Genomic DNA, 18,875 nt, shown 5'->3' with positions numbered 1-18,875 from the left:
TCGATCGTATGGAGCGCGAGGAGAAGATCAGGCTCACGCAGCGGCTGATCGCTCATGTGGACAACGACACCACCGACTATGCGGACGATCTGCTCCGCGTGCCCTTCGCGGTGTTCGACGATCCGGAGCTGGCCGTCAAGGAACGCGAGGTGGTGCGCCGGTTTCCGCATATCGTGGCGCACGTCGACGAACTGCAGAAGTCCGGCGATTTCCTGACCACCGAGCTGATCGGCACTCCGCTGCTGGTGGTGAAACAGAACGACGGCAGTGTGAAGGCCTTCTCGAATGTGTGCCGGCACCGTGGTTCGAAGGTCGAATTCGGTGAGTCGGGGTGCAAGCGGGTCTTCTCCTGCCCCTATCACAACTGGTCCTACGGCAAGGACGGGTCGCTACGGGGGCTACCGCACGCCGACGGATTCGAGGGTATGGACCGCTCGGAATACGGACTGGTCGAGTTCCCGTGCGAGGTGCGGCACGGCTTGATCTGGGTGGTGCCGACCGTGGGCGCGGAGCTGGATATCGCCGCGGTACTCGGGCCCAAACACGACGCCGAGGTCACCGATACCGGGATGGCCGGCTCCTATCAGGTCCGCAAAGAGACCTGGCGGCTGGGTATGAACTGGAAGATCGCCGTGGACGGGGTGCAGGATTCCTATCACCTGTGTCAGTTGCACACCAAGACGGTCTGCAACTACCTCGAGGGCAATATCACCGCCTTCGACCCGGTGGGCCGGTCCTGGCGGCTGGTAGTGGCGCGTAAGGCGATCACCGAGGTACGAGACGCCGATCCCGACAGCTTCGACGTGCGTGACTACTCGCTGGCGAACTACACGGTGTATCCGGGCACCATGCTGGTCACCGAGCCCAACCACTTCGAGGTCTGGACCATCGTCCCGGACAAGGACGACCCCAACGTCAGCTACTGCACCATCCGGCTGCTGTCACCTCGCAAGCCGGAGACGCCGCGGGAGGAGCGGATCCTGGAGAAGAACTGGGAACTGCTCATGGAGACCCTGCACGCCGAGGACTGGTTCGTCACCAAGACGATCACCGACAATGCCGCGCACGGCCAGGTCCGCGAATTGATCTACGGCCGTAACGAACTGCCCGGTCAGATGTTCCACAATATGGTCGCCGCCGATGTCGCCACGCTCGATCGGGAGCGCACGGCCGCGCCGGTGCCCACCCGGTAGCGGCGTCGTGAGTGATAACGATCTCCTCGTGGACCGGCCCGCTCCGGGGGTGCTGCGGCTGACCCTGAACCGGCCCGCGGTGCGCAATGCGATCACCCTGTCCGCGCAACGGCGGATGGACGACGAGCTGTCCGCGGCCGCGGCCGACGATTCGGTGCGGGCCGTGATCCTCGCCGGCACGGGCGACCGGGCGTTCAGCGCCGGATACGATCTGGCCGAACTCGCCGCCCTCACACCCGCTCAGGCCGTGGCCGCGACCGCCGAGCGCGAGGAACTGCTGTGGCGGTACGTCACCTTTCCCAAACCGACCGTGGCGGCCGTGCACGGCGCGGCGCACGGCGCGGGCACCATGCTGGCCGTGTGTTCGGACCTGCGGGTCGGTGGGGCGGGGACCTCGATGGCGGTCTCCGCCGCGAAATACGGTGGTGTGAACCTCAGCTGGCTGCTCGATTCGCTGATCGGCGGGGCGCACGCTCGTGACCTGCTGTTGACGGCGCGCGAGGTGCGCGGCGCCGAGGCCCATCGGATCGGGTTGCTGCATCGCTACGCGGTCGATGTCGCCGCGGTCGCGGTGGACCTCGCGCAGCTGATGGCCGAGCGGCCCGCCGAGGGGTTACGGGAGATCAAGGCGCTGCTGCTGGAAGGCGCGGGCCGGAGTCTGCGTGACCGGTTCGACCGGGAGAACGCCGCGGTGCGGTCGAACCTGGCGGAGCAGCCGATCTCCGAGATGTTCTCGTCGTTCTTCGCAAGCCGGGGTCGGGTTCCGGAGGTCGAGGTATGAGCGGGCCGGGGGTTGTACCGCGGTACGAGCGCGCCGGGACCTCGGCTGTGTCCGGTGGGCCCGGCGCGAATGACCTGGGCTGGGACGATCCGTTCCTGCCGACCAGCGAGTCCGGTGACGAATACGCCGCACTCGTCCGGGCGCTGCGGGCCGTTCAGGAAGCGGTCACCAGGAGCCGCCCGACGCCGGCGGTCGCCGCCGCGGCGGGTGCGCGCCTGTCGGAGATCGCCGCCGCGATGCGGGAATTCGAAGTCGACGAGGATGCCCAGACTGCCGGCAAGCGCTGGGATCTGGCCGGGCGCGGGCACGCGCTGGCGCCGCCGCTGCATCTCGACGAGATCACCGCGACCTCGGCGCGGGGCCGGATCACGGTGGGTCGCTTCCATTCCGGGCGGTACGCGATGAACGGTGGCGTCACGCCGCTGGTCTTCGACGAGATCCTGGCCAGGCTCGCCAATCACGGCCGGCCGTGGGCGCGGACCGCGCATCTCGGTGTCGATTTCCGGGCGCCGGCGCCGTTGCACACCGAACTGACGGTGACAGCTCATTTCGTCCGGCAGGAGGGCCGCAAGCGTTTCCTGCGTGGCGCTCTCCATCACGGTGATCGGTTGCTCGCCGAGGCCGATGGTCTGTGGATCGAACTGAAACCCGAACAGACACACAATATTTCCGACGGACAGGAAGGAGCCGGGCGATGAGCGGCTTCTCGCTGCTGAACGGCGTGCGGGTACTCGAGGTGGCCCAGCTCGCACCCTCGTCACTGGGTGGGCATCTGGCCGATCTCGGTGCCGAGGTGATCAAGGTCGAAGCCGCGCCGGGCGGTGATCCGGTGCGGGTCGGCGGTAGCCGCGCGGTAGGCGCGCCGGACGGTCCGGCATTCATGCATCTGCGCTGGAACCGGGGCAAGAGGTCCGTGGCACTCGATCTGCGGACACCGGCGGGGAAGCAGGCGTTCCTCGATCTGGCGCGCTCCTGCGACGCGGTGATCGAGGGGATGCGCGGCGGATATCTGGACTGGCTCGGTATCGGCTTCGACGCACTGCGCGCCGTGAATCCGAAGATCGTGCTGTGCACCGTATCCGGGATGGGCACCGACGGCCCCTATCGCACGCTGGGCACCGGTGGCCCGGTGTTCGACGCCTACGCGGGACTGCGCGAAGTGACCACCCCGGACGAACCGCCGGTCGCCGGTATCGCCGGCTCGACCAGCCCGCCGATCGCCATGTACGCGCTCGGCGCCTACGGGGCGATGGGGCTGCTCGCGGCGCTGCACCGGGCCGCGAGCACGGGGGCCGGATGCCGGGTGGAGGTGTCCGGGATCGATATCGCGGCGGTGTGGATGCCGGATCTGGCCGACGCGGAGCTGAACCGTGACCGGTCGATGCCCCGGCCCACCTGGCTACCGGACGGTCGGCTGCCGGATTGGCCACGGCTGGAGGCATACCGCACCAAGGACGGCGCGGCGATCCTCTTCGGGTCCCATGTGGAGAAGTTCTGGCGCAATTTCCTGGTCGCGGTGGGCCGGGACGATCTGGTCGAGGTCGACCTGACCGGCACCGACGACGAGGCGCCCGCGCGCGCCGATCTCGTCTGGCGGGCGCTGACCGAGATCTTCGCGCAGCGGACCAGGGCCGAGTGGGTGCAGTTGTTCGTCGAGCAGCAGATCGCCGGCGGCCCGGTCAATACCGTGTCCGAGATGCTCGCCGATCCGCATTTCCGGGCGCGGGAGAACACCTATCGCGTCGAGTGCGAGGGCACCGGAGAGCTCGAGTTCCTGGTGAGTCCCGTCCGGGTGGCGGGGGAGAAGTTCGCGCCCGCTCTTCCACCGGCGGTGGGGGCCGATACCACGTGGGTGTTGCGTGAGATAGCGGGATACGACGACGAGCGGATCGCCACGGCTACCACTGGGCAATCGATACGTGAAGGAGCCTTCGCGGAAGGCTGATCCGGCGATACCCACGTAGTCGACGCCCCGGTGTGTGTTCCACCGCGGGTGTCGTCGGCGTGCGCGCGGGTGGATACGGGCATATCGCCGAAATCGGGTATTGCCCCAGCTATCTACAGGTGTTAGGTTTACGGCACGTAGTGAGCGCGATCACATCGCCCCTGTCTACGGCCGGCGTCTCCGGCGGATCACGAGGAGCTCAGATGAATCTTGCGGACTTGACTCGCTATTGGGGCAAGACCCGCCCGGACCAGCAGGCCGTCGTGTTCGGCGATACCGCCGAGACCTGGGCCGAGGTGGACGCGGTCACCGACGCGCTCGCCCGCGGTCTGGCCGCCCGCGGGGTCGGCAAGGGCGACCGGGTCGCGGTCATGATGCTCAACCGCCCGGAACTGGCGCACATCATCCTGGCCACGCTCAAACTCGGCGCCATCAGCGTTCCGCTGAACTTCCGGCTCACCGCCAAGGAACTGGCCCCGATGGTGCTGGATTCGGCGCCGCGGGTGGTGATCGTGGAGGACGATTTCGCGCCGCTGCTGGAGGTCGCCGCCGGACAGGCCGAATTCGAGACCTTCGCGATCGGTGGCGACGCGCATCGCCCGTACGGCGATCTGCTCGATCCCGGTCCGGCGGTCCGAGTGGATATAGCCGGCGACGACCCGGCCTTCATCTGCTATACCTCCGGCACCACCGGTGTCCAGAAAGGCGCCCTGGTCACGCATCGCAGCGCGATGGCGCCGGGTATCTCGCAGACCGTCAGCCACGGGTTCACCGCCCGCGACCGGGTGCTGTGCTCGGCACCCCTGGTGTACACCGGGTCGGTGCTGTCGATCTTCATGCAACTGGTGGTGGTTCCGGGCGCGACCATGGTGCTGCTCCGCGAATACGATCCGGAGATCGCGCTGGACACCCTGGAACGCGAGCAGATCACCGCGACCACCACGGTGCCGGTGATCTGGGAACGGATGACCACCCTGCCCGATTTCGGATCCCGGAAGCTGGCGAAGTTCACCTACGCCGGTACCGGGGGTGCTCCGGTGAGCCTGGACCTGGTCGACTTCTATCGTTCGCACGGGATTCCGCTCACCCAGGCCTACGGCCTCACCGAGGCGTCGGGTATGGTCTCCACGCTGAGCTTCGCCGATGCCCGCAGCCGGCCCGGATTCGCCGGGCTCGCGCTGGTCGGTACGCAGGTCAAGATCGGTGACCCCGGGGTCGATACACCGCCCGGTGAGGTCGGGGAGATCCTGGTGCGCGGCGAACACGTGATGCGCGGGTACTGGAACAAACCGGAGGCGACGGCGGCCACGCTGGTGGACGGATGGCTGCGTACCGGTGATCTGGGCCTGCAGGACGAGAGCGGGTTCCTCAAGATCGTGGACCGGAGTAAGGACATGCTGATCTCCGGCGGCCTGAATGTGTATCCGGCGGAGATCGAGCGGGCACTGCACGCGATCGAGGGTCTGGTCGATCTCGCGGTGATCGGGGTGCGCGACGACCGGTGGGGCGAGGTACCGATGGTGGTGTTCCACAGCGAGCGTCCCGCCGCCGAGATCGTCGCCGATATCGCCCACGTCTCGTCGACGGATCTCGCCAAATTCAAACGACCGAAACATGCTGTGGCACTGGGTGAACCGTTGCCACGTACCTTCTCGGGCAAACTCGCCAAACCGATGCTGCGGAAGCGGTTTCCGGAGGTGCCCGCCGAAGCGGTCGTGGTCGAGGGTCGGCCCGCCGGCGCATGAGTTTCCCACCGTGGCCGGCGATCGTCCGCTGTGCGCGGATCCGGCCGGGACGGCGCGATGAGGGGTCGTCCGGGCCGATGGCCGGGGAGAGGAACCGCGATGGCCGCTGCTGATGAAATCGGTACCTCCGCCCGGCGTTGCGTCTCGTACTGCCGCCTGTGTGCCTCCTCGTGCGGGGTGCTGCTCGATATCGAGGACGGCCGGATCGCGCGGGTCCTCGGCGACGCGCAGCACCCGATCTCCGGCGGCTACACCTGCCCGAAAGGCCGGCGGGCCGGCGACCTCGCGCACGGACCCGACCGGTTGACGAGTTCGCTGCGTCGCACCGGCACAGGCGAACACAGGCCGGTGCCGGTCGCCGTGGCGGTGGACGAGATCGCGCAGCGCCTCCGCGGCATCGTCGAGCGGCACGGGCCGGACGCCGTGGCCCTGTACACGGGTACCCAGCAGAATTTCGCGGCCCTCACTCCGCTGCTCGCACGGGCCTGGTTCCGCGGTACCGGCTCGCACAAGCTGTTCTCCACCATGACGATCGATCAGTCGGCGAAATGGGTGGTAGCCGAACGAATGGGCAGCTACCTCGGCGGCCGCCAGCGGTTCGAGGATGCCGATGTCTGGCTGCTGGCCGGCACGAACCCGGTTGTCTCCGGGAACGGTGGCGACGGTGACGGGGCCGTGGTGCACAACCCCTCGGTCACCCTGCGGGCCGCTCGTGCGCGTGGACTGCGGCTGATCGTGGTGGATCCGCGCCGCACCGAAACCGCCGCGTTCGCCGATCTGCATCTGGCGCCCCGGCCCGGCACCGACGCTGTACTGTTCGCCGGTCTGGTACGGGTGATCCTCCTCGAACGGCGTCACGATGCGGACTTCTGTGCCCGATATGTCGCGGACCTGGGCGAACTCGAGGCGGCTGTCGCGCCGGTGACGCCCGCGCTGGTGCGGGATATCTGCGGTGTCCCGGAGAATCGGTTGGTGACGGCCGCCCGCGTATTCGCCGACGGAAACCGTGGGATGGCCACCACCGGCACCGGTGTGTGTATGGGCCCGCATTCGAATCTCGCCGAACATCTGGTGGCGGCCTTGAACGTGGTGTGCGGCCGTTATCCACGGGAGGGCGAACGCGCGGACGACCGGGCGGTACTCACCCGCCCGGTCCCCGCACGGGCCGAAGTGGCGGCGCCGGCGCGGGCCTACGAACACGGGTTCCGCAGCCGGATCGACGGTGTGCGGGCGATCCGTGGTGAACTACCGTCCGGCATTCTCGCGGACGAGATCCTCGCGCCGGGCCCCGACCGGGTGCGCGCGCTGATCGTCTCCGGCGGCAATCCGGCGGCGGCGCTGCCCGGGCGGGCGAAGACACTGCGGGCGTTGCGTTCACTGGACCTGCTGGTCTGCGTCGACCCCCGGCTCTCGGATACCGCCCGCCTGGCCGATTACGTCATCGCCCCCACGACCATGTACGAGCGCGCCGATCACACCGCGATCATGGAACCGTTCTTTCCGCGTCCCTTCGCCCAGTACACACCCGCGGTACTGGATCCGCCGCCGGGGACGATCGACGACTGGCGGTTCTTCCTCGACCTCGCGGTGGCGTCCGGGCAACCGGTGAAGTTCGCCGGCCGGATTCTCGATCCGGATCGGCCACCCACCGCGGACCAGTTGCTGGCCATGATGACCGAACGCGGACGGGTGCCGTTCGGCGAACTCACGAGCGCACCGCACGGTCATCCGGCAGATATCGGGGACGCGGTGGTCGGCCCGCCGGAGCCCGGCGCCGCCGGGCACCGCCTGCGGTTGATGCCCGCCGATGTCCGCTCGGAACTACGGGCCGCGCTCGGCGAACAGGCTGTGGCAGAACGGTTTCCGCTGCGTCTGACGGTGCGCCGCATCCGGGAGGCCGTCAATTCGACCGGTATCGGGGTGCCCGGCCTGGTACCCGGGGCTACCAACCCGGCCGCCCTGCACCCCGACGATCTCACCGCCTACGGCCTGGTGGACGGTGCCGCGGTCATTGTGCGCGGCGCGGCCGGCCGGGTCCGGACGACCGTACGCGCCGACGATACGGTCGCGCCGGGCACCGTGACGATGACCCACTGCTTCGGATCCCTCGACCCGGACGAGGAGTCCGGAGTGAATGTCAACGCGCTGACCGGCACCGCCGGGGCGCAGACGATCAACGCGATGCCGACCCTGACGGCCGTTCCGGTCGCCGTCGAACCCGCGCCGCGCCCGACCCCGGAGGCGATATGACGACCCTGCGCGGCGCGCACCGCATCTGTCCGCTGTGTGAATCGACCTGCGGCCTGCTCGTCGATATCGACGACCGGCGGATCACCCGGATCGCCCCCAACGCGCGCGATGTGTTCAGCGCGGGGCACAGCTGCGCGAAAGGTCTCGGTCTGGGTGCGCTGGAAGCCGACCCGGACCGGGTACGCACGCCGCTGCTGCGGACGGCTGCCGGGGAATTCCGCGCGGCGACCTGGGACGAGGCCTTCGACGAGATCGCCCGCCGCCTACCCGAATTCGTGACCGGCGATCCGGGCAGTTGCGCGATCTATCACGGAAATCCCGGCGCGCACCATCTGGATACGACCTTCTACCTGGGCGAACTGATCGCCGCGCTCGGTACGCGCGGTATCTACTCACCGGCCAGCGTCGATACCTGGCCGAAGAACCTCGCGCATATCCTGCTGTACGGCACCGGGCTGGGGCTGAGCCTGCCGGATATCGACCGCACGGACTATCTGCTCATTCTCGGTTCGAATCCCGTGGTGTCGAACGGTAGTACCGTCACCGCACCCGGGATGGCCGACCGGTTGCGCCGGCTCCGCGCCCGCGGCGGGACCCTCGTCGTGGTCGATCCTGTCCGCACGGATACCGCCGCCCTCGCCGACCTGCATGTGCCGATCCGACCCGGTACCGACGCGCTGTTCCTGTTCGGTGTGCTGTCGGTGATCGCGACCGAGCACACGATCCGACCGCATCGGATTCCGGAACAGGTGCACGGGGTGGCCGAGGTCCTCGAACTGGCGCGGGAATTCCCGCCGGAGGTGGTCGGCCCAGCCTGCGGTATCGATCCGGAGCTCGTGCGGCGGGTCGCCCAGGGGTTCGCGGCGGCCGATTCGGCGGTGGCGCATTCCCGGATGGGCAGCTGTATGCAGGAGTTCGGCACCCTCGCGAACTGGCTGGTCGAGGTGGTCACCATCGTCACCGGGAACCTGGACCGGCCCGGCGGCGCGATGTTCGCGCTGCCGCCCGCCGGCGGTCCGAACACCTGGCCGATATCCACCGTGCGCCCGATGGTCGGCCGGTGGCGGTCGCGGGTGCGCGGGCTGCCCGAGGCCATGGGCGAACTACCCGCGGTATGTCTCGCCGAGGAGATCCTGACCCCCGGACCGGGTCGTACCCGCGCCCTGCTCACGGTGGCGGGCAATCCCGCGCGGTCGCTGCCGAACACCGGACGGGTCGAAAAGGCGCTGCGGGAACTGGAATTCATGGTGTCGGTGGACTGCTACGTCAACGAGACGACCCGATACGCCGATGTGATCCTGCCGCCGCCACCGCTGACGACCCGCGGGCATCACGATGTGACCCTCGCGCATTTCCAGGTCCGCAATGTCGCGCGCTACACACCGCCGCTGTTGGACCGCGCCGACGGCGAACCGGCCGAATGGCAGATCCTGCTGCGCTTGGCCGCCCTCGCCAAGGGCGAAACGGGCCGGACACCGGAGGAACTGGACGATGCCGTCGCCGCGGTCGCCGCGCGCCGGGCCGCGAAACTGGCCGGTGCCGAGCTCGATCGGGTCCTCGCGGCGACGGCGGGCCGCCGCGGACCCGAGCGGCTACTGGACCTGCGGCTGCGCAGTGGTCCCTACGGCGACCGCTTCGGTGAAGTACCCGGCGGCCTGACCCTCGCCCTGCTCGAGGCCGACCCGAACGGCATCGACTACGGTCCGCTGCGGCCGCGCCTCCCCGAAGTGCTGCGCACCCCGGACGGCCGGATCGACCTGGTCCCGGAGCCGATCGTCGCCGATATCGCGCGCCTGCGCGCGAGTCTCGCCCGGCCGGTGCCGGAGCTGCTGCTCATCAACCGGCGGCAGCGGCGGGCCATGAACTCGTGGTTGCACAACGCCCTGCCACAGCCGGACGACGGTCAGTGCGCGTTGCTGATGAACCCGGCGGACGCGGCCGGGCGCGCGCTCGTCGACGGGGACCGGGTCCTGGTCGGCTCCCCGGTCGCCTCGGTCACCGCGGAACTGCGTATCGATACCGCGCTGCGGCCCGGCGTGGTGAGCATGCCGCACGGCTGGGGGCACCGCGGCCCCGGGCTGCGGACCACCCGTTCGGCCGCCGCACCCGGTGCCGACTACAACGCGCTGGTGGACGATACCGCCGCACTCGAGCCACTGACCGCGGCACCGATCTTCAACGGGGTGCCGGTCACCGTCACCCGCTGCCGCGAGGAGGACCCCCGATGAGCTATGTGATCACCCAGAACTGCTGCAACGACGCCACCTGTGTCGCGGTCTGCCCGGTGGACTGTATCCATCCCACACCGGCCGAACGCGCCTACCGGACCACCGAGATGCTCTATATCGATCCGGGTACCTGTATCGACTGCGGGGCCTGCGCCGATGTGTGCCCGGTGGACGCCATCACGTCCGCGGACCGGCTCCGGCCCGAGCAGCAGCGCTACCGCGACCTGAATGCCGAGTACTACGAACAGCATCCGCGAGAAGCGGCGCCGGGAGCACATGTGCAGCCGCTGCCGCTGTCGATCGCGACCGCCGCCGTCGGAGTACCCGAACCGCTGCGGGTGGCCGTCGTGGGATCGGGTCCCGCCGCGTTCTACGCGGCGGAGGAACTCCTGGCCCGCCGCGATATCGCCGCCGAGGTGACCATGCTGGAACGGCTGCCCGTGGCCGGTGGGCTGGTGCGTTTCGGGGTGGCCCCGGACCATTGGCGCACCAGAACGGTGGACCGGGTCTTCGCGCGCACCGCGCGCCGCGCCGGGTTCGGCATGTATCTCGGAGTCGAGGTGGGGCGCGACGTGACGACGGCGGAACTGCTGGAACACCACCACGCCGTGCTCCACGCGTCCGGTGCGGCCGGGGACCGCCGGCTGGGGATCCCGGGCGAGGACCTGCCGGGCAGCCGCTCCGCGCGCGAATTCGTCGCCTGGTACAACGGCCATCCCGACCACGCCGGCCGCCGGTTCGACCTGTCGGCGCGCCGCGCGGTGGTGGTCGGCAACGGCAATGTCGCCCTCGATATCGCACGCATCCTGGTCACCGGCGCGGAGCGGCTGGGCGGCACGGATATCGCGGACCACGCACTGGCGGCCCTCGCGCAGAGCTCGGTGGAGGAGGTGATCGTCCTCGGTCGGCGCGGCCCCGGACACGCGGCCTGCACGACCCCGGAACTGCTGGCGCTGGGTTCACTGCCGGGGGTCGACGTGCTGGTGGACGGCCCGGTCGCCGCCGGTCCGGACGCTCCGACGAAACTGCGGGTGCTGGCCGAGTACGCCCGGCATCGGCCGACCCCGGGCAACAAACGGATCGTGCTGCGTTTCGGATCCACACCGGTGGCGGTCGACGGCGGCGGGCGCGCCGAGGAGCTGGTGGTACGCGGCACCGAGAGCGGGATATCGGAGTCGATCCGGTGCGGCCTGGTGATCCGTGCCGCCGGATACCGGGGCCTGCCGATCGCCGGCCTGCCGTTCGACGAGCAGACGGCGACGGTCACCAATATCGCGGGCCGGGTGATCGACCCGGACAGCGGTGCACCGGTCCCCGGCCAGTATGTGGCGGGTTGGATCAAACGCGGCGCGACCGGAGTGATCGGCACGAACCGGTACTGCGCGGCCGAAACGGTGGCGGCGCTCGTGGCGGATCATCGGCGCGGTCGGCTCCCCGTGCCGTCCGCGGCGGCAACGGAATTCGCGGCGCTGATCCGCCGTCGGTGCCCGGACGCGTTGAGCGGCGCGGACTGGCGTGCGATCGACCGGCACGAGCGCCAGCGCGGGCAGGAATCGGGACGTCCGCGCGTCAAGATCGTCGACCCCGCGGCCGCCCTACGGGTCGCCGCGGCCGGTCGTGCCGAGGAGTGAGCCGGTGGTATCCGAACAGATCCACACGTTCTGCCGTATCTGCGAACCGGGTTGCGGTCTGCTGGCCGAGGTAGCGGACGGGAAGGTGACCCGGCTGCGGCCGGATACCGAGCATCCGGTGCACAAAGGCTTCTGCTGCCACAAGGGCGTGCACTACCTCCAGGTGCACGACGACCCCGACCGTCTCGACCGCCCATTGAAAAGGCGCGCGCCGCGCGGTGCGGAGTCGGGCGATTTCGCACCGGTCGACTGGAATACCGCCTTCCGGGAGATCGCGACTCGTATCCAGGATGTCCGCCGCCGGTACGGGCGCAATGGCCTGGCCGTCTATCAGGGCAATCCGTCGGCGTTCAACGGCGCCTACTATGCGAACGCGGCCCGGATCGCGCGCGGTTTCGACACCCGGATGCGCTTCAGTGCCGGAACCCAGGACACCTCGGCGAAATACGCGGCCAGCGAGGCCGTCTACGGCGCGTCGATGGCCCATCCGATCCCGGATCTGCTGCACACCCACTACTTTCTGTGCCTCGGCAGCAACCCGGCCGTCTCCCATATGACCCTGCTGCACATCTCGGATCCGATGGCCAAGATCCGGGCCGTGCGCGCTCGCGGCGGCACGGTGCTCTTCGTGAACCCGCGCCGGATCGAATCCGCGACACCGGATACCGGTGAGGTGTTGCTGATCAAACCGGACACCGATTTCTTCTTCCTGGCCGCACTGCTGCACGAGATCGTCTTCCGGATCGGCTTCGACCGCGCCGCCGTCGAACAGCATGCCCGCAATATCGACGATCTGCTCGACTTCGTCCGGCGTTATCCGCCGATTCGGGTGGGCGAGGTGACCGGTATCGCGCCCGAGACGATCCGCCGGGTCGCCGACGAGTTCTGCGCGGCGCCCAGCGCGAGTGTCTACATGGCGACCGGCGTCAACCAAGGTCGCCTGGGCGCCCTGGCCTATTGGATGCTCACGATGGTGAGTCTGTTCTCCGGTAATCTCGGCCGCCGCGGCGGCAATATCTACTCGCGCGGTATCGCCGACGCGGTGCGGGGTTCGAAACGCCGCCGCACCGACCCGTTCTTCGAGAGCCCGCTGGGCGAACTCCGCACCGTGAGCGGCGACCTGCCCGCCGTACTGCTCCCGGAATTCATCGAACAATCCGGTGAACCGGTCCGCGCCCTGATCGTCGTCTCGGGCAACCCACTGCTGTCGGTGGGCGGCGAACAGCGGCTGCGCCGGGCGTTCGAGAAACTCGAGCTGATCGTCACGATCGATCTGTACCGGACCGTCACCGGTGAGATGGCCGATTACGTACTGCCCGCGACCGATTGGCTCGAACGCGCCGATATCAACTTCCTGAACACCCTGGGCGTGGCGTTGGAACCGTATGTGCAGTACACGCCCGCGGTCGTCGAGCCCGCGGGGGAACGGCGCGACGACTGGTGGATCCTCTCGCGCATCCAGCAGGAACTCGGCGTATCGACACTGCTCGACGACCCGGACCCGGACCCGTTCGCCCCCATCGACGCCGTCCTGCGGGAGGCCGGCACCGGCCTGGACCGGCTCGCGAGCCGGCCGTGCGGAACCGAGGTCCTTCCCGAACCCGACCCGGCCCACGTATTCGAGATCGCCGTGCAGCACGACGACGGCCTGATCGACTGCTGCCCGGAACTGTTCCGCCGTGCCTACGACACCGCGGAATCGATTCTCACCGAGCTGGCGGCCGAAAGCCCCGGCCAGCTGAAGCTGATCACCCGGCGAACGAATCACATGGTCAACAGCTGGCTGCACAACCTCCCGGTCTTCGACCAGGAGATCCACCGGGGCAACCCGTTGTGGATGCACCCGGACGACGCGCGGCACCGCGGATTCGTCGAGGGCGACCCGGTCCTCGTCCGCAATCGATACGGCTCGGCCGAAGCGGTATTGCAGTACGACGAATCCCTGCGCACCGGTGTCGTCGCCATGACACACGGCTGGGGGCAGCACAGCGCCGACGGACTCGGCGTGGCCCGGCACAAGGCCGGTGTGAACGTGAACTACCTCGCGCCCACCGGCCGGGACGGTTACGACCCCCTCAGCAATCAATCCCATCTCACCGGTATCAACGTCGAGGTGCTGCGCGCAGACCGGACCGCGGACCGGGAACCGGCAGCTACGAGGACGAGCGAATGACGGCCCAGGACAGCGGAATCGACGCCATACACCAGCGGCGGGTCGCGATCGTCACCGGTGGCGGCCGGGGGATCGGCGCCGCGATCTCCCGGCGCCTGGCCGCCGACGGGTTCGCGGTCGCGGTGAACTATTCGGCGAGCGCGGAACACGCGGCGGATGTGGTCGGCGAGATCACCGCTTCCGGTGGCCGGGCGACCGCCGTCCGCGCCGATATCTCCGACGCCGAACAGGCCGCGGCATTGATCGCCGCGACGACAGCCGAACTGGGCGCGCCGACCGTCCTGGTGAACAACGCCGGGATGAACCTCGCCGGCTCGGCGCGCAGACAGTCGCCCCGGGAGTGGGACCGGGTGATCGGGGTAAACCTCAGCGGAGCCTTCTACTGCACCCACGCTGCCCTTCCCGGAATGTACGAGAAAGGCTGGGGCCGGGTAATTTTCGTCAGCAGCCCGTCCGGCGGCCGCAAACCCGCTCCCACGATGAGCGCCTATGCCGCGGCCAAGGCCGGCCTACTCGGTATGACCCGCACCCTCGCGCTCGAGGTCGCCCGCCGCGGCATCACCGTCAACGCGGTCATGCCCGGATTCGTCGAGACCGACATCATCGCCTCCGGTGGCCCGGACGCGGTGGACACGCTCGCGGCGAGTTGGCCCCGCATACCCGCGGAGTCGATCGCCGCGACGGTGTCGTTCCTGGTGAGCGACGACGGGCAGCATGTGTCGGGGGAGGAGGTCGGAGTCTGGCTGGGTGGTCCGGTGTAGCCGTCCTCAGGTGGTCGCGGTGTCCTCCTCGAAGGCCATCGCGACCCGGGACAGTGTGCCGCCGTCCGTGGTCGGGACCGTCAGGCCCGACAGGTATGCCGATTCGTCGGAGGCCAGGAACAGGGCGACGTTCGCGTTGTCCCGCAGACTCGGTGGCCGATTCAGCTTCAGCGGAATCGGAGACACCGCGGGATCCCAGGGCCCGGCGACTTCCTCGTATGACCGCCCGACGACCGGCGCCCCGGCCGGGGCGAGGAAGTTGGGTGACATTCCGTGCGTGGGTGCCAGCGCATTCACCCGGATACCGTATTTGCCGAGGTCGAGCGACAATCCCCGGACCAGGCCGTTGACGCCCGCTTTCGTCGCGCTGTAGATCGCGGCCGCCGGATAGGCGACCAGGGATGCGGCCGAGGAGGTGGCGATGATCGATCCGCCACCGCCTCGGCGCATGGCCGGAACCGCCGCCTTGGCGCAGTAGAACACTCCACTCAGGTTCACCGAGAGCACCCGCTGCCAGTCCGCGTCGGTGAGGTCCTGGAATTCCACCTGCTCGCCGCCGGCCACGGTCGGGACGCCGCCGCGGGAGATGATCCCGGCGTTGGCGAACATGATGTCCAGCCTGCCGAAGGCTTCGAATGTCGTCTCGACACTGCGGCCGACGGCCGCCTCGTCCGCCACATCGGCCACGATCGCACGTGCGGTGCCACCTTGTCGCTCGACGAGTTCGACTGTCTGCGCAGCGCGTTCGGCGTCGATATCGACGACCGCGATCCGGGCGCCTTCCGCGGCGAACAGTTGTGCGCTTTCGCGTCCGAGGCCGGATCCGCCCCCGGTGATCACAGCGACTTTGCCGTCGAGCCTCATGGCAACTCCTGGTGGGTTCATAGCATTCGGGAATGAACAGGGACCGGTGTTTCCGGTGCCGTTCGGGATTTCGATTCCGGTACGCGGCCGATGATCGGTACCGCCGGAAATGAGCGAAGACCGCTCTGCCGGAACAACATATGTCATGAGAGCGCGCCGGTCAACGACTTCTCGGGTATGCCGGAAATTTGCTGTGGCGATTGATCGAAAATCCGCTCTTGTGCGATTAACCGATAGGGTTTAGATTAACGGCTGTGACCCACACCGCATCGGCGAGGTGGGGATCATGGAAGTTCCGGGGGCTGTGCATATCTCGTATGGAGTGTGGGACATGGCTGGTACCGTCGTCGATTCGCTGCTGTGGTGGTCGCGTATCGCACCGGATAGTGCCGCAATCGTTTTCGAAGAAGAGCGCGTCACCTATGCCGAACTGAACTCGTGGGCGGACGCGGTCGCGGCCGACCTGCTGAGCAGGGGAGTGGGCCCGGGGGACCGGGTCGGTATCGTCGGCGCGAACTCGCTGTCCTGGTGCGCGGCGGCGCTCGGGGCGCTGAAGGTGGGTGCTATCGCCGCACCGTTCGGGCATCGCCTGGTGCCCGCGGAACTCGCCGCGCTGGTCGAGGACGCGGCACCAGCCGTCGTGTACACCGACGCGGAACTCCGTCCCCGGCTGGAAGCCGTACTCGCGCAGGGTTACCGGTTCGGCCTCGCCGTGCTCGAGCATGCTGTCGCCCCACTGCGGGGTCGTCGAGCGGCCCCGGTCCCGGCGCGCGATCCGGACCTGTCCGAACCGACCATGATCGTGTTCACCAGCGGTACGACGGGCCGGTCCAAAGGAGTGGTCTTCGACCACGCGAACCTGGCCGCGGTCGCCTACGAGTGGTCGCTGATCGAATCGGTGCGGCCGGGCGGGTTCCGCCCGCTGGCCGCATTGCCGCTGTGGACCTGCGCCGGAATGGTGTGGAGTATCGCTCGGACGATGCTGCACGGCGGAACCATGTACCTGCTGGCGCGGCTGGACGCGGAGTCCGCCCTGCGCACCCTGGTCGAGCATCGGGTGACCACGCTCAACGGTCCGCCGATCCTGTTCGAGCGGATCGCGGACGCCGAGGGCTTCGCCGCGGCCGACCTGAGTCATATCACCACCGCGCATGTCGGCGGGGCCCCGGTGCCGCTGCCCCTGCTGCACGCCTGGGCGCGGCAGGGGGTGTGCCTGCGCCAGATCTACGGCCAGACCGAGATCGGCGGTACCGCCACGGCCAACCCGCCCGACTTCGCGGCGGTGAGTCCGGAGAAGTGCGGGTGGGGTGGGATATTCACGCGGATCCGAGTGGTCGATATCGAGGGCGTGGACTGCCCGCCCGGGCAACCCGGTGAAATCCTGCTTCGTGGACCGGGGATGACCCGGGGCTACTGGCGCAACGACGAGGCGACCGCGGCGACCATCGTCGACGGCTGGATCAGAACCGGTGATCTCGGGGTACTGGACGAGAACGGTTGCCTCACCTATGTCGACCGCATCAAGGACATGATCATCTCGGGCGGGCTGAACATCTCCCCGGCCGAGATCGAGCGCACCATCCTCGGGCTGTCCGGTATCGAGGAGGTCGCGGTGATCGGGGTCCGGGATCCGAGATTCGGCGAAACCCCGGCCGCGATCGTCTACGGCGACGGCTCGCGCGGCGCCGGCGATGTGGTCGCGCACTGTAACGCCCGGCTGGCGGATTACAAGGTGCCGCGCTACATCGTCGTTCGCGACGAACCGCTACCGAGAATGTCGAGTGGGAAGATAGCCAAGCGTGAACTGCGCGCGATGTATTCCGATATAGAGCGGCGGTACGAGAAAGTTCGCTGACTCGGATCGGATCCGTTCACCGCAGCTCGTAATGCCGGTTCTCGCGCCGAGAAACGGATAGCGGAATACGCGCCTCGGCGCATTCCGGAAATTCGATCACCTACGCACGAATCCATTCGCGGACGCCGTCCGGCGCCCCGCCGATTCCGCATACCCGAACGGCTCCCGACCGACAGGAGATGGACATGGAAGCACATACCGAGACGGGTCCGCTGCGGTTCGGCGTATTCCTGCCGCCCTACCACAATCCCCGCCGCAACCCGACCCTCGCACTGGCACAGGACCTGCGGCATGTGGAGGAACTGGACCGCCTGGGGTTCCATCAGGTGTGGTTCGGCGAGCACCACAGCGGGGGCTACGAGGTGGGGCCCGCGCCGGAGCTCATGATCGCCGCCGCGGCCCAGCGCACCGAGCGGATCGAGCTGTGCAGCGGGGTGATCTCGCTGCCGTATCACCATCCGCTCATGGTCGCCGACCGGATCACCTTCCTGGACCATATGACCCGGGGCCGGATCCGCATCGGAGTCGGTCCCGGCGCGCTGGTCGCCGATTCCCAGATGATGGGCATGGACTACAACCTGCTGCGCCCCCGGATGGAGGAAGCACTGGACGCGATCCTCGAGCTGCTGGCAGGTGCCGGCCCGGTGGATCGGAAGACGGAATGGTTCACGCTCGAGGACGCGCGCGTCCAGCTCGGCAGTTATCGGCATCCCGGGGTGCCGATCACTGTGGCCGCGGCGATGTCGCCCTCGGGGCCGAAATTGGCCGGGAAGTACGGTCTCGGCCTGTTGTCGGTCGGGGGCACGGGGGACAGGTCGATCGAACTGCTCGAGCAGACCTGGGAGATCACGTCCCGGGAAGCCGCCGCGCACGACCGGACGGTGTCCCGGCGGGACTGGGCGATAGTGGGCAACCTGCATATCGCCGACACCTACGACGAGGCCGTCGAGCAGACGCGCTACGGCCTGCGCGATTTCATGGACTACCGGCATGTGGTGACGCCGATGCGGATGATCGAGCCCGGGGAGCGGATCGAGCACGAGGAACTGGTCCGGCGGGTGAACGAATCGGGCTACGGGTGTATCGGCGATGCCGAGCAGGCGATCGCCTATATCCAGAGTTTGATCGAGCGGACCGGCGGGTTCGGGACGTTCCTGGCCACCGCCCACGATTGGGCCGATACCGACGCCACCTCGCGGATGTATCGAATCCTGATGCGCGATGTCGTCCCGCGCTTCACCGGGGCGTGCGAGCCGCTGCTGGAGTCCTACCGGTGGACGCAGGCTCGTAAAGAAGGCTTCGGCCAGCGGTTTGCGGCCGGAATCAGTAATGCCACAAAGGATTACGAGCGGACCACGACCGCACGCGCGGACTGACCGCCTCGTTCGACGACAAAACGGCGGCGCGTACGAGGGGCTCGCCGTACAGCAGATTCGGCACTGGGAGAGA

The 18,875-nt window shown here is 68.6% G+C and carries 13 protein-coding genes; 12 read left to right on the top strand and 1 reads right to left on the bottom strand.

The genetic code is table 11. From position 1 onward, the window contains the following. Positions 1-8 precede the first annotated feature (8 nt). The 10 genes from ACWEWT_RS10905 (at position 9) to ACWEWT_RS10860 (ending at position 14,707) form a co-directional block, all read left to right on the top strand. Positions 9-1,193 (top strand): aromatic ring-hydroxylating oxygenase subunit alpha, encoded by a 1,185-nt coding sequence (locus ACWEWT_RS10905; protein WP_452558143.1) that lies wholly within the window; start codon positions 9-11, stop codon positions 1,191-1,193. Positions 1,194-1,200: 7 nt separating this feature from the next. Continuing rightward, entirely contained in the window at positions 1,201-1,974 is a 774-nt protein-coding gene (locus ACWEWT_RS10900) for an enoyl-CoA hydratase/isomerase family protein (protein ID WP_452558142.1), read from the top strand. Next, positions 1,971-2,672, top strand: coding sequence for a PaaI family thioesterase (locus ACWEWT_RS10895; RefSeq protein WP_452558141.1), 702 nt, complete (start codon positions 1,971-1,973; stop codon positions 2,670-2,672). The genes ACWEWT_RS10900 and ACWEWT_RS10895 overlap by 4 nt, the downstream gene beginning before the upstream one ends. Further along, a complete protein-coding gene (locus ACWEWT_RS10890) occupies positions 2,669-3,919 on the top strand; it encodes a CaiB/BaiF CoA transferase family protein (RefSeq protein WP_452558140.1) in 1,251 nt (416 codons plus the stop codon). The genes ACWEWT_RS10895 and ACWEWT_RS10890 overlap by 4 nt, the downstream gene beginning before the upstream one ends. A gap of 203 nt (positions 3,920-4,122) precedes the next feature. Then, the gene (locus tag ACWEWT_RS10885; RefSeq protein ID WP_452558139.1) at positions 4,123-5,664 is read left to right on the top strand and encodes a class I adenylate-forming enzyme family protein; all 1,542 of its coding nucleotides are present in this window, start codon (positions 4,123-4,125) and stop codon (positions 5,662-5,664) included. Positions 5,665-5,763: 99 nt separating this feature from the next. Further along, positions 5,764-7,914, top strand: coding sequence for a molybdopterin-containing oxidoreductase family protein (locus ACWEWT_RS10880; protein ID WP_452558138.1), 2,151 nt, complete (start codon positions 5,764-5,766; stop codon positions 7,912-7,914). Beyond that, positions 7,911-10,142 carry a molybdopterin-dependent oxidoreductase gene (locus ACWEWT_RS10875; protein WP_452558137.1) on the top strand — a complete coding sequence of 744 codons (2,232 nt, stop codon included), beginning with the start codon at positions 7,911-7,913 and terminating at the stop codon, positions 10,140-10,142. Before ACWEWT_RS10880 ends, ACWEWT_RS10875 begins: the two co-directional genes overlap by 4 nt. Continuing rightward, the gene (locus ACWEWT_RS10870; protein WP_452558136.1) at positions 10,139-11,773 is read left to right on the top strand and encodes an FAD-dependent oxidoreductase; all 1,635 of its coding nucleotides are present in this window, start codon (positions 10,139-10,141) and stop codon (positions 11,771-11,773) included. The genes ACWEWT_RS10875 and ACWEWT_RS10870 overlap by 4 nt, the downstream gene beginning before the upstream one ends. A 4-nt stretch (positions 11,774-11,777) precedes the next feature. Then, positions 11,778-13,946, top strand: coding sequence for a molybdopterin-containing oxidoreductase family protein (locus ACWEWT_RS10865; RefSeq protein ID WP_452558135.1), 2,169 nt, complete (start codon positions 11,778-11,780; stop codon positions 13,944-13,946). Next, complete coding sequence (locus ACWEWT_RS10860) at positions 13,943-14,707, top strand: SDR family oxidoreductase (protein WP_452558134.1); 765 nt, start codon at positions 13,943-13,945, stop codon at positions 14,705-14,707. The genes ACWEWT_RS10865 and ACWEWT_RS10860 overlap by 4 nt, the downstream gene beginning before the upstream one ends. A gap of 6 nt (positions 14,708-14,713) precedes the next feature. Here ACWEWT_RS10860 and ACWEWT_RS10855 read toward each other — a convergent pair whose 3' ends face one another. Next, the gene (locus ACWEWT_RS10855) at positions 14,714-15,571 is read right to left on the bottom strand and encodes an SDR family NAD(P)-dependent oxidoreductase (protein ID WP_452558133.1); all 858 of its coding nucleotides are present in this window, start codon (positions 15,569-15,571) and stop codon (positions 14,714-14,716) included. 331 nt (positions 15,572-15,902) lie between these two features. Between ACWEWT_RS10855 and ACWEWT_RS10850 the strand changes: the two genes are divergently transcribed. Together ACWEWT_RS10850 and ACWEWT_RS10845 are read left to right on the top strand one after the other, a co-directional pair. Next, on the top strand, positions 15,903-17,426 hold the full coding sequence (locus ACWEWT_RS10850) for a class I adenylate-forming enzyme family protein (RefSeq protein ID WP_452558132.1): 1,524 nt from the start codon (positions 15,903-15,905) through the stop codon (positions 17,424-17,426). A gap of 185 nt (positions 17,427-17,611) precedes the next feature. Continuing rightward, positions 17,612-18,802 (top strand): LLM class flavin-dependent oxidoreductase, encoded by a 1,191-nt coding sequence (locus tag ACWEWT_RS10845; RefSeq protein ID WP_452558131.1) that lies wholly within the window; start codon positions 17,612-17,614, stop codon positions 18,800-18,802. Positions 18,803-18,875: the final 73 nt, after the last annotated feature.

The sequence above is a fragment of the Nocardia sp. NPDC003963 genome (assembly GCF_053605105.1).
This window is presented reverse-complemented; position numbering and strand designations above follow the sequence as displayed.

Coding starts and splice junctions, on each gene's coding strand:
- ACWEWT_RS10850 (WP_452558132.1), top strand. CDS start 15,903: ATGGCTGGTACCGTCGTCGATTCGCTGCTGTGGTGGTCGCGTATCGCA.
- ACWEWT_RS10870 (WP_452558136.1), top strand. CDS start 10,139: ATGAGCTATGTGATCACCCAGAACTGCTGCAACGACGCCACCTGTGTC.
- ACWEWT_RS10845 (WP_452558131.1), top strand. CDS start 17,612: ATGGAAGCACATACCGAGACGGGTCCGCTGCGGTTCGGCGTATTCCTG.
- ACWEWT_RS10905 (WP_452558143.1), top strand. CDS start 9: ATGGAGCGCGAGGAGAAGATCAGGCTCACGCAGCGGCTGATCGCTCAT.
- ACWEWT_RS10860 (WP_452558134.1), top strand. CDS start 13,943: ATGACGGCCCAGGACAGCGGAATCGACGCCATACACCAGCGGCGGGTC.
- ACWEWT_RS10880 (WP_452558138.1), top strand. CDS start 5,764: ATGGCCGCTGCTGATGAAATCGGTACCTCCGCCCGGCGTTGCGTCTCG.
- ACWEWT_RS10855 (WP_452558133.1), bottom strand. CDS start 15,571: ATGAGGCTCGACGGCAAAGTCGCTGTGATCACCGGGGGCGGATCCGGC.
- ACWEWT_RS10885 (WP_452558139.1), top strand. CDS start 4,123: ATGAATCTTGCGGACTTGACTCGCTATTGGGGCAAGACCCGCCCGGAC.
- ACWEWT_RS10875 (WP_452558137.1), top strand. CDS start 7,911: ATGACGACCCTGCGCGGCGCGCACCGCATCTGTCCGCTGTGTGAATCG.
- ACWEWT_RS10890 (WP_452558140.1), top strand. CDS start 2,669: ATGAGCGGCTTCTCGCTGCTGAACGGCGTGCGGGTACTCGAGGTGGCC.
- ACWEWT_RS10895 (WP_452558141.1), top strand. CDS start 1,971: ATGAGCGGGCCGGGGGTTGTACCGCGGTACGAGCGCGCCGGGACCTCG.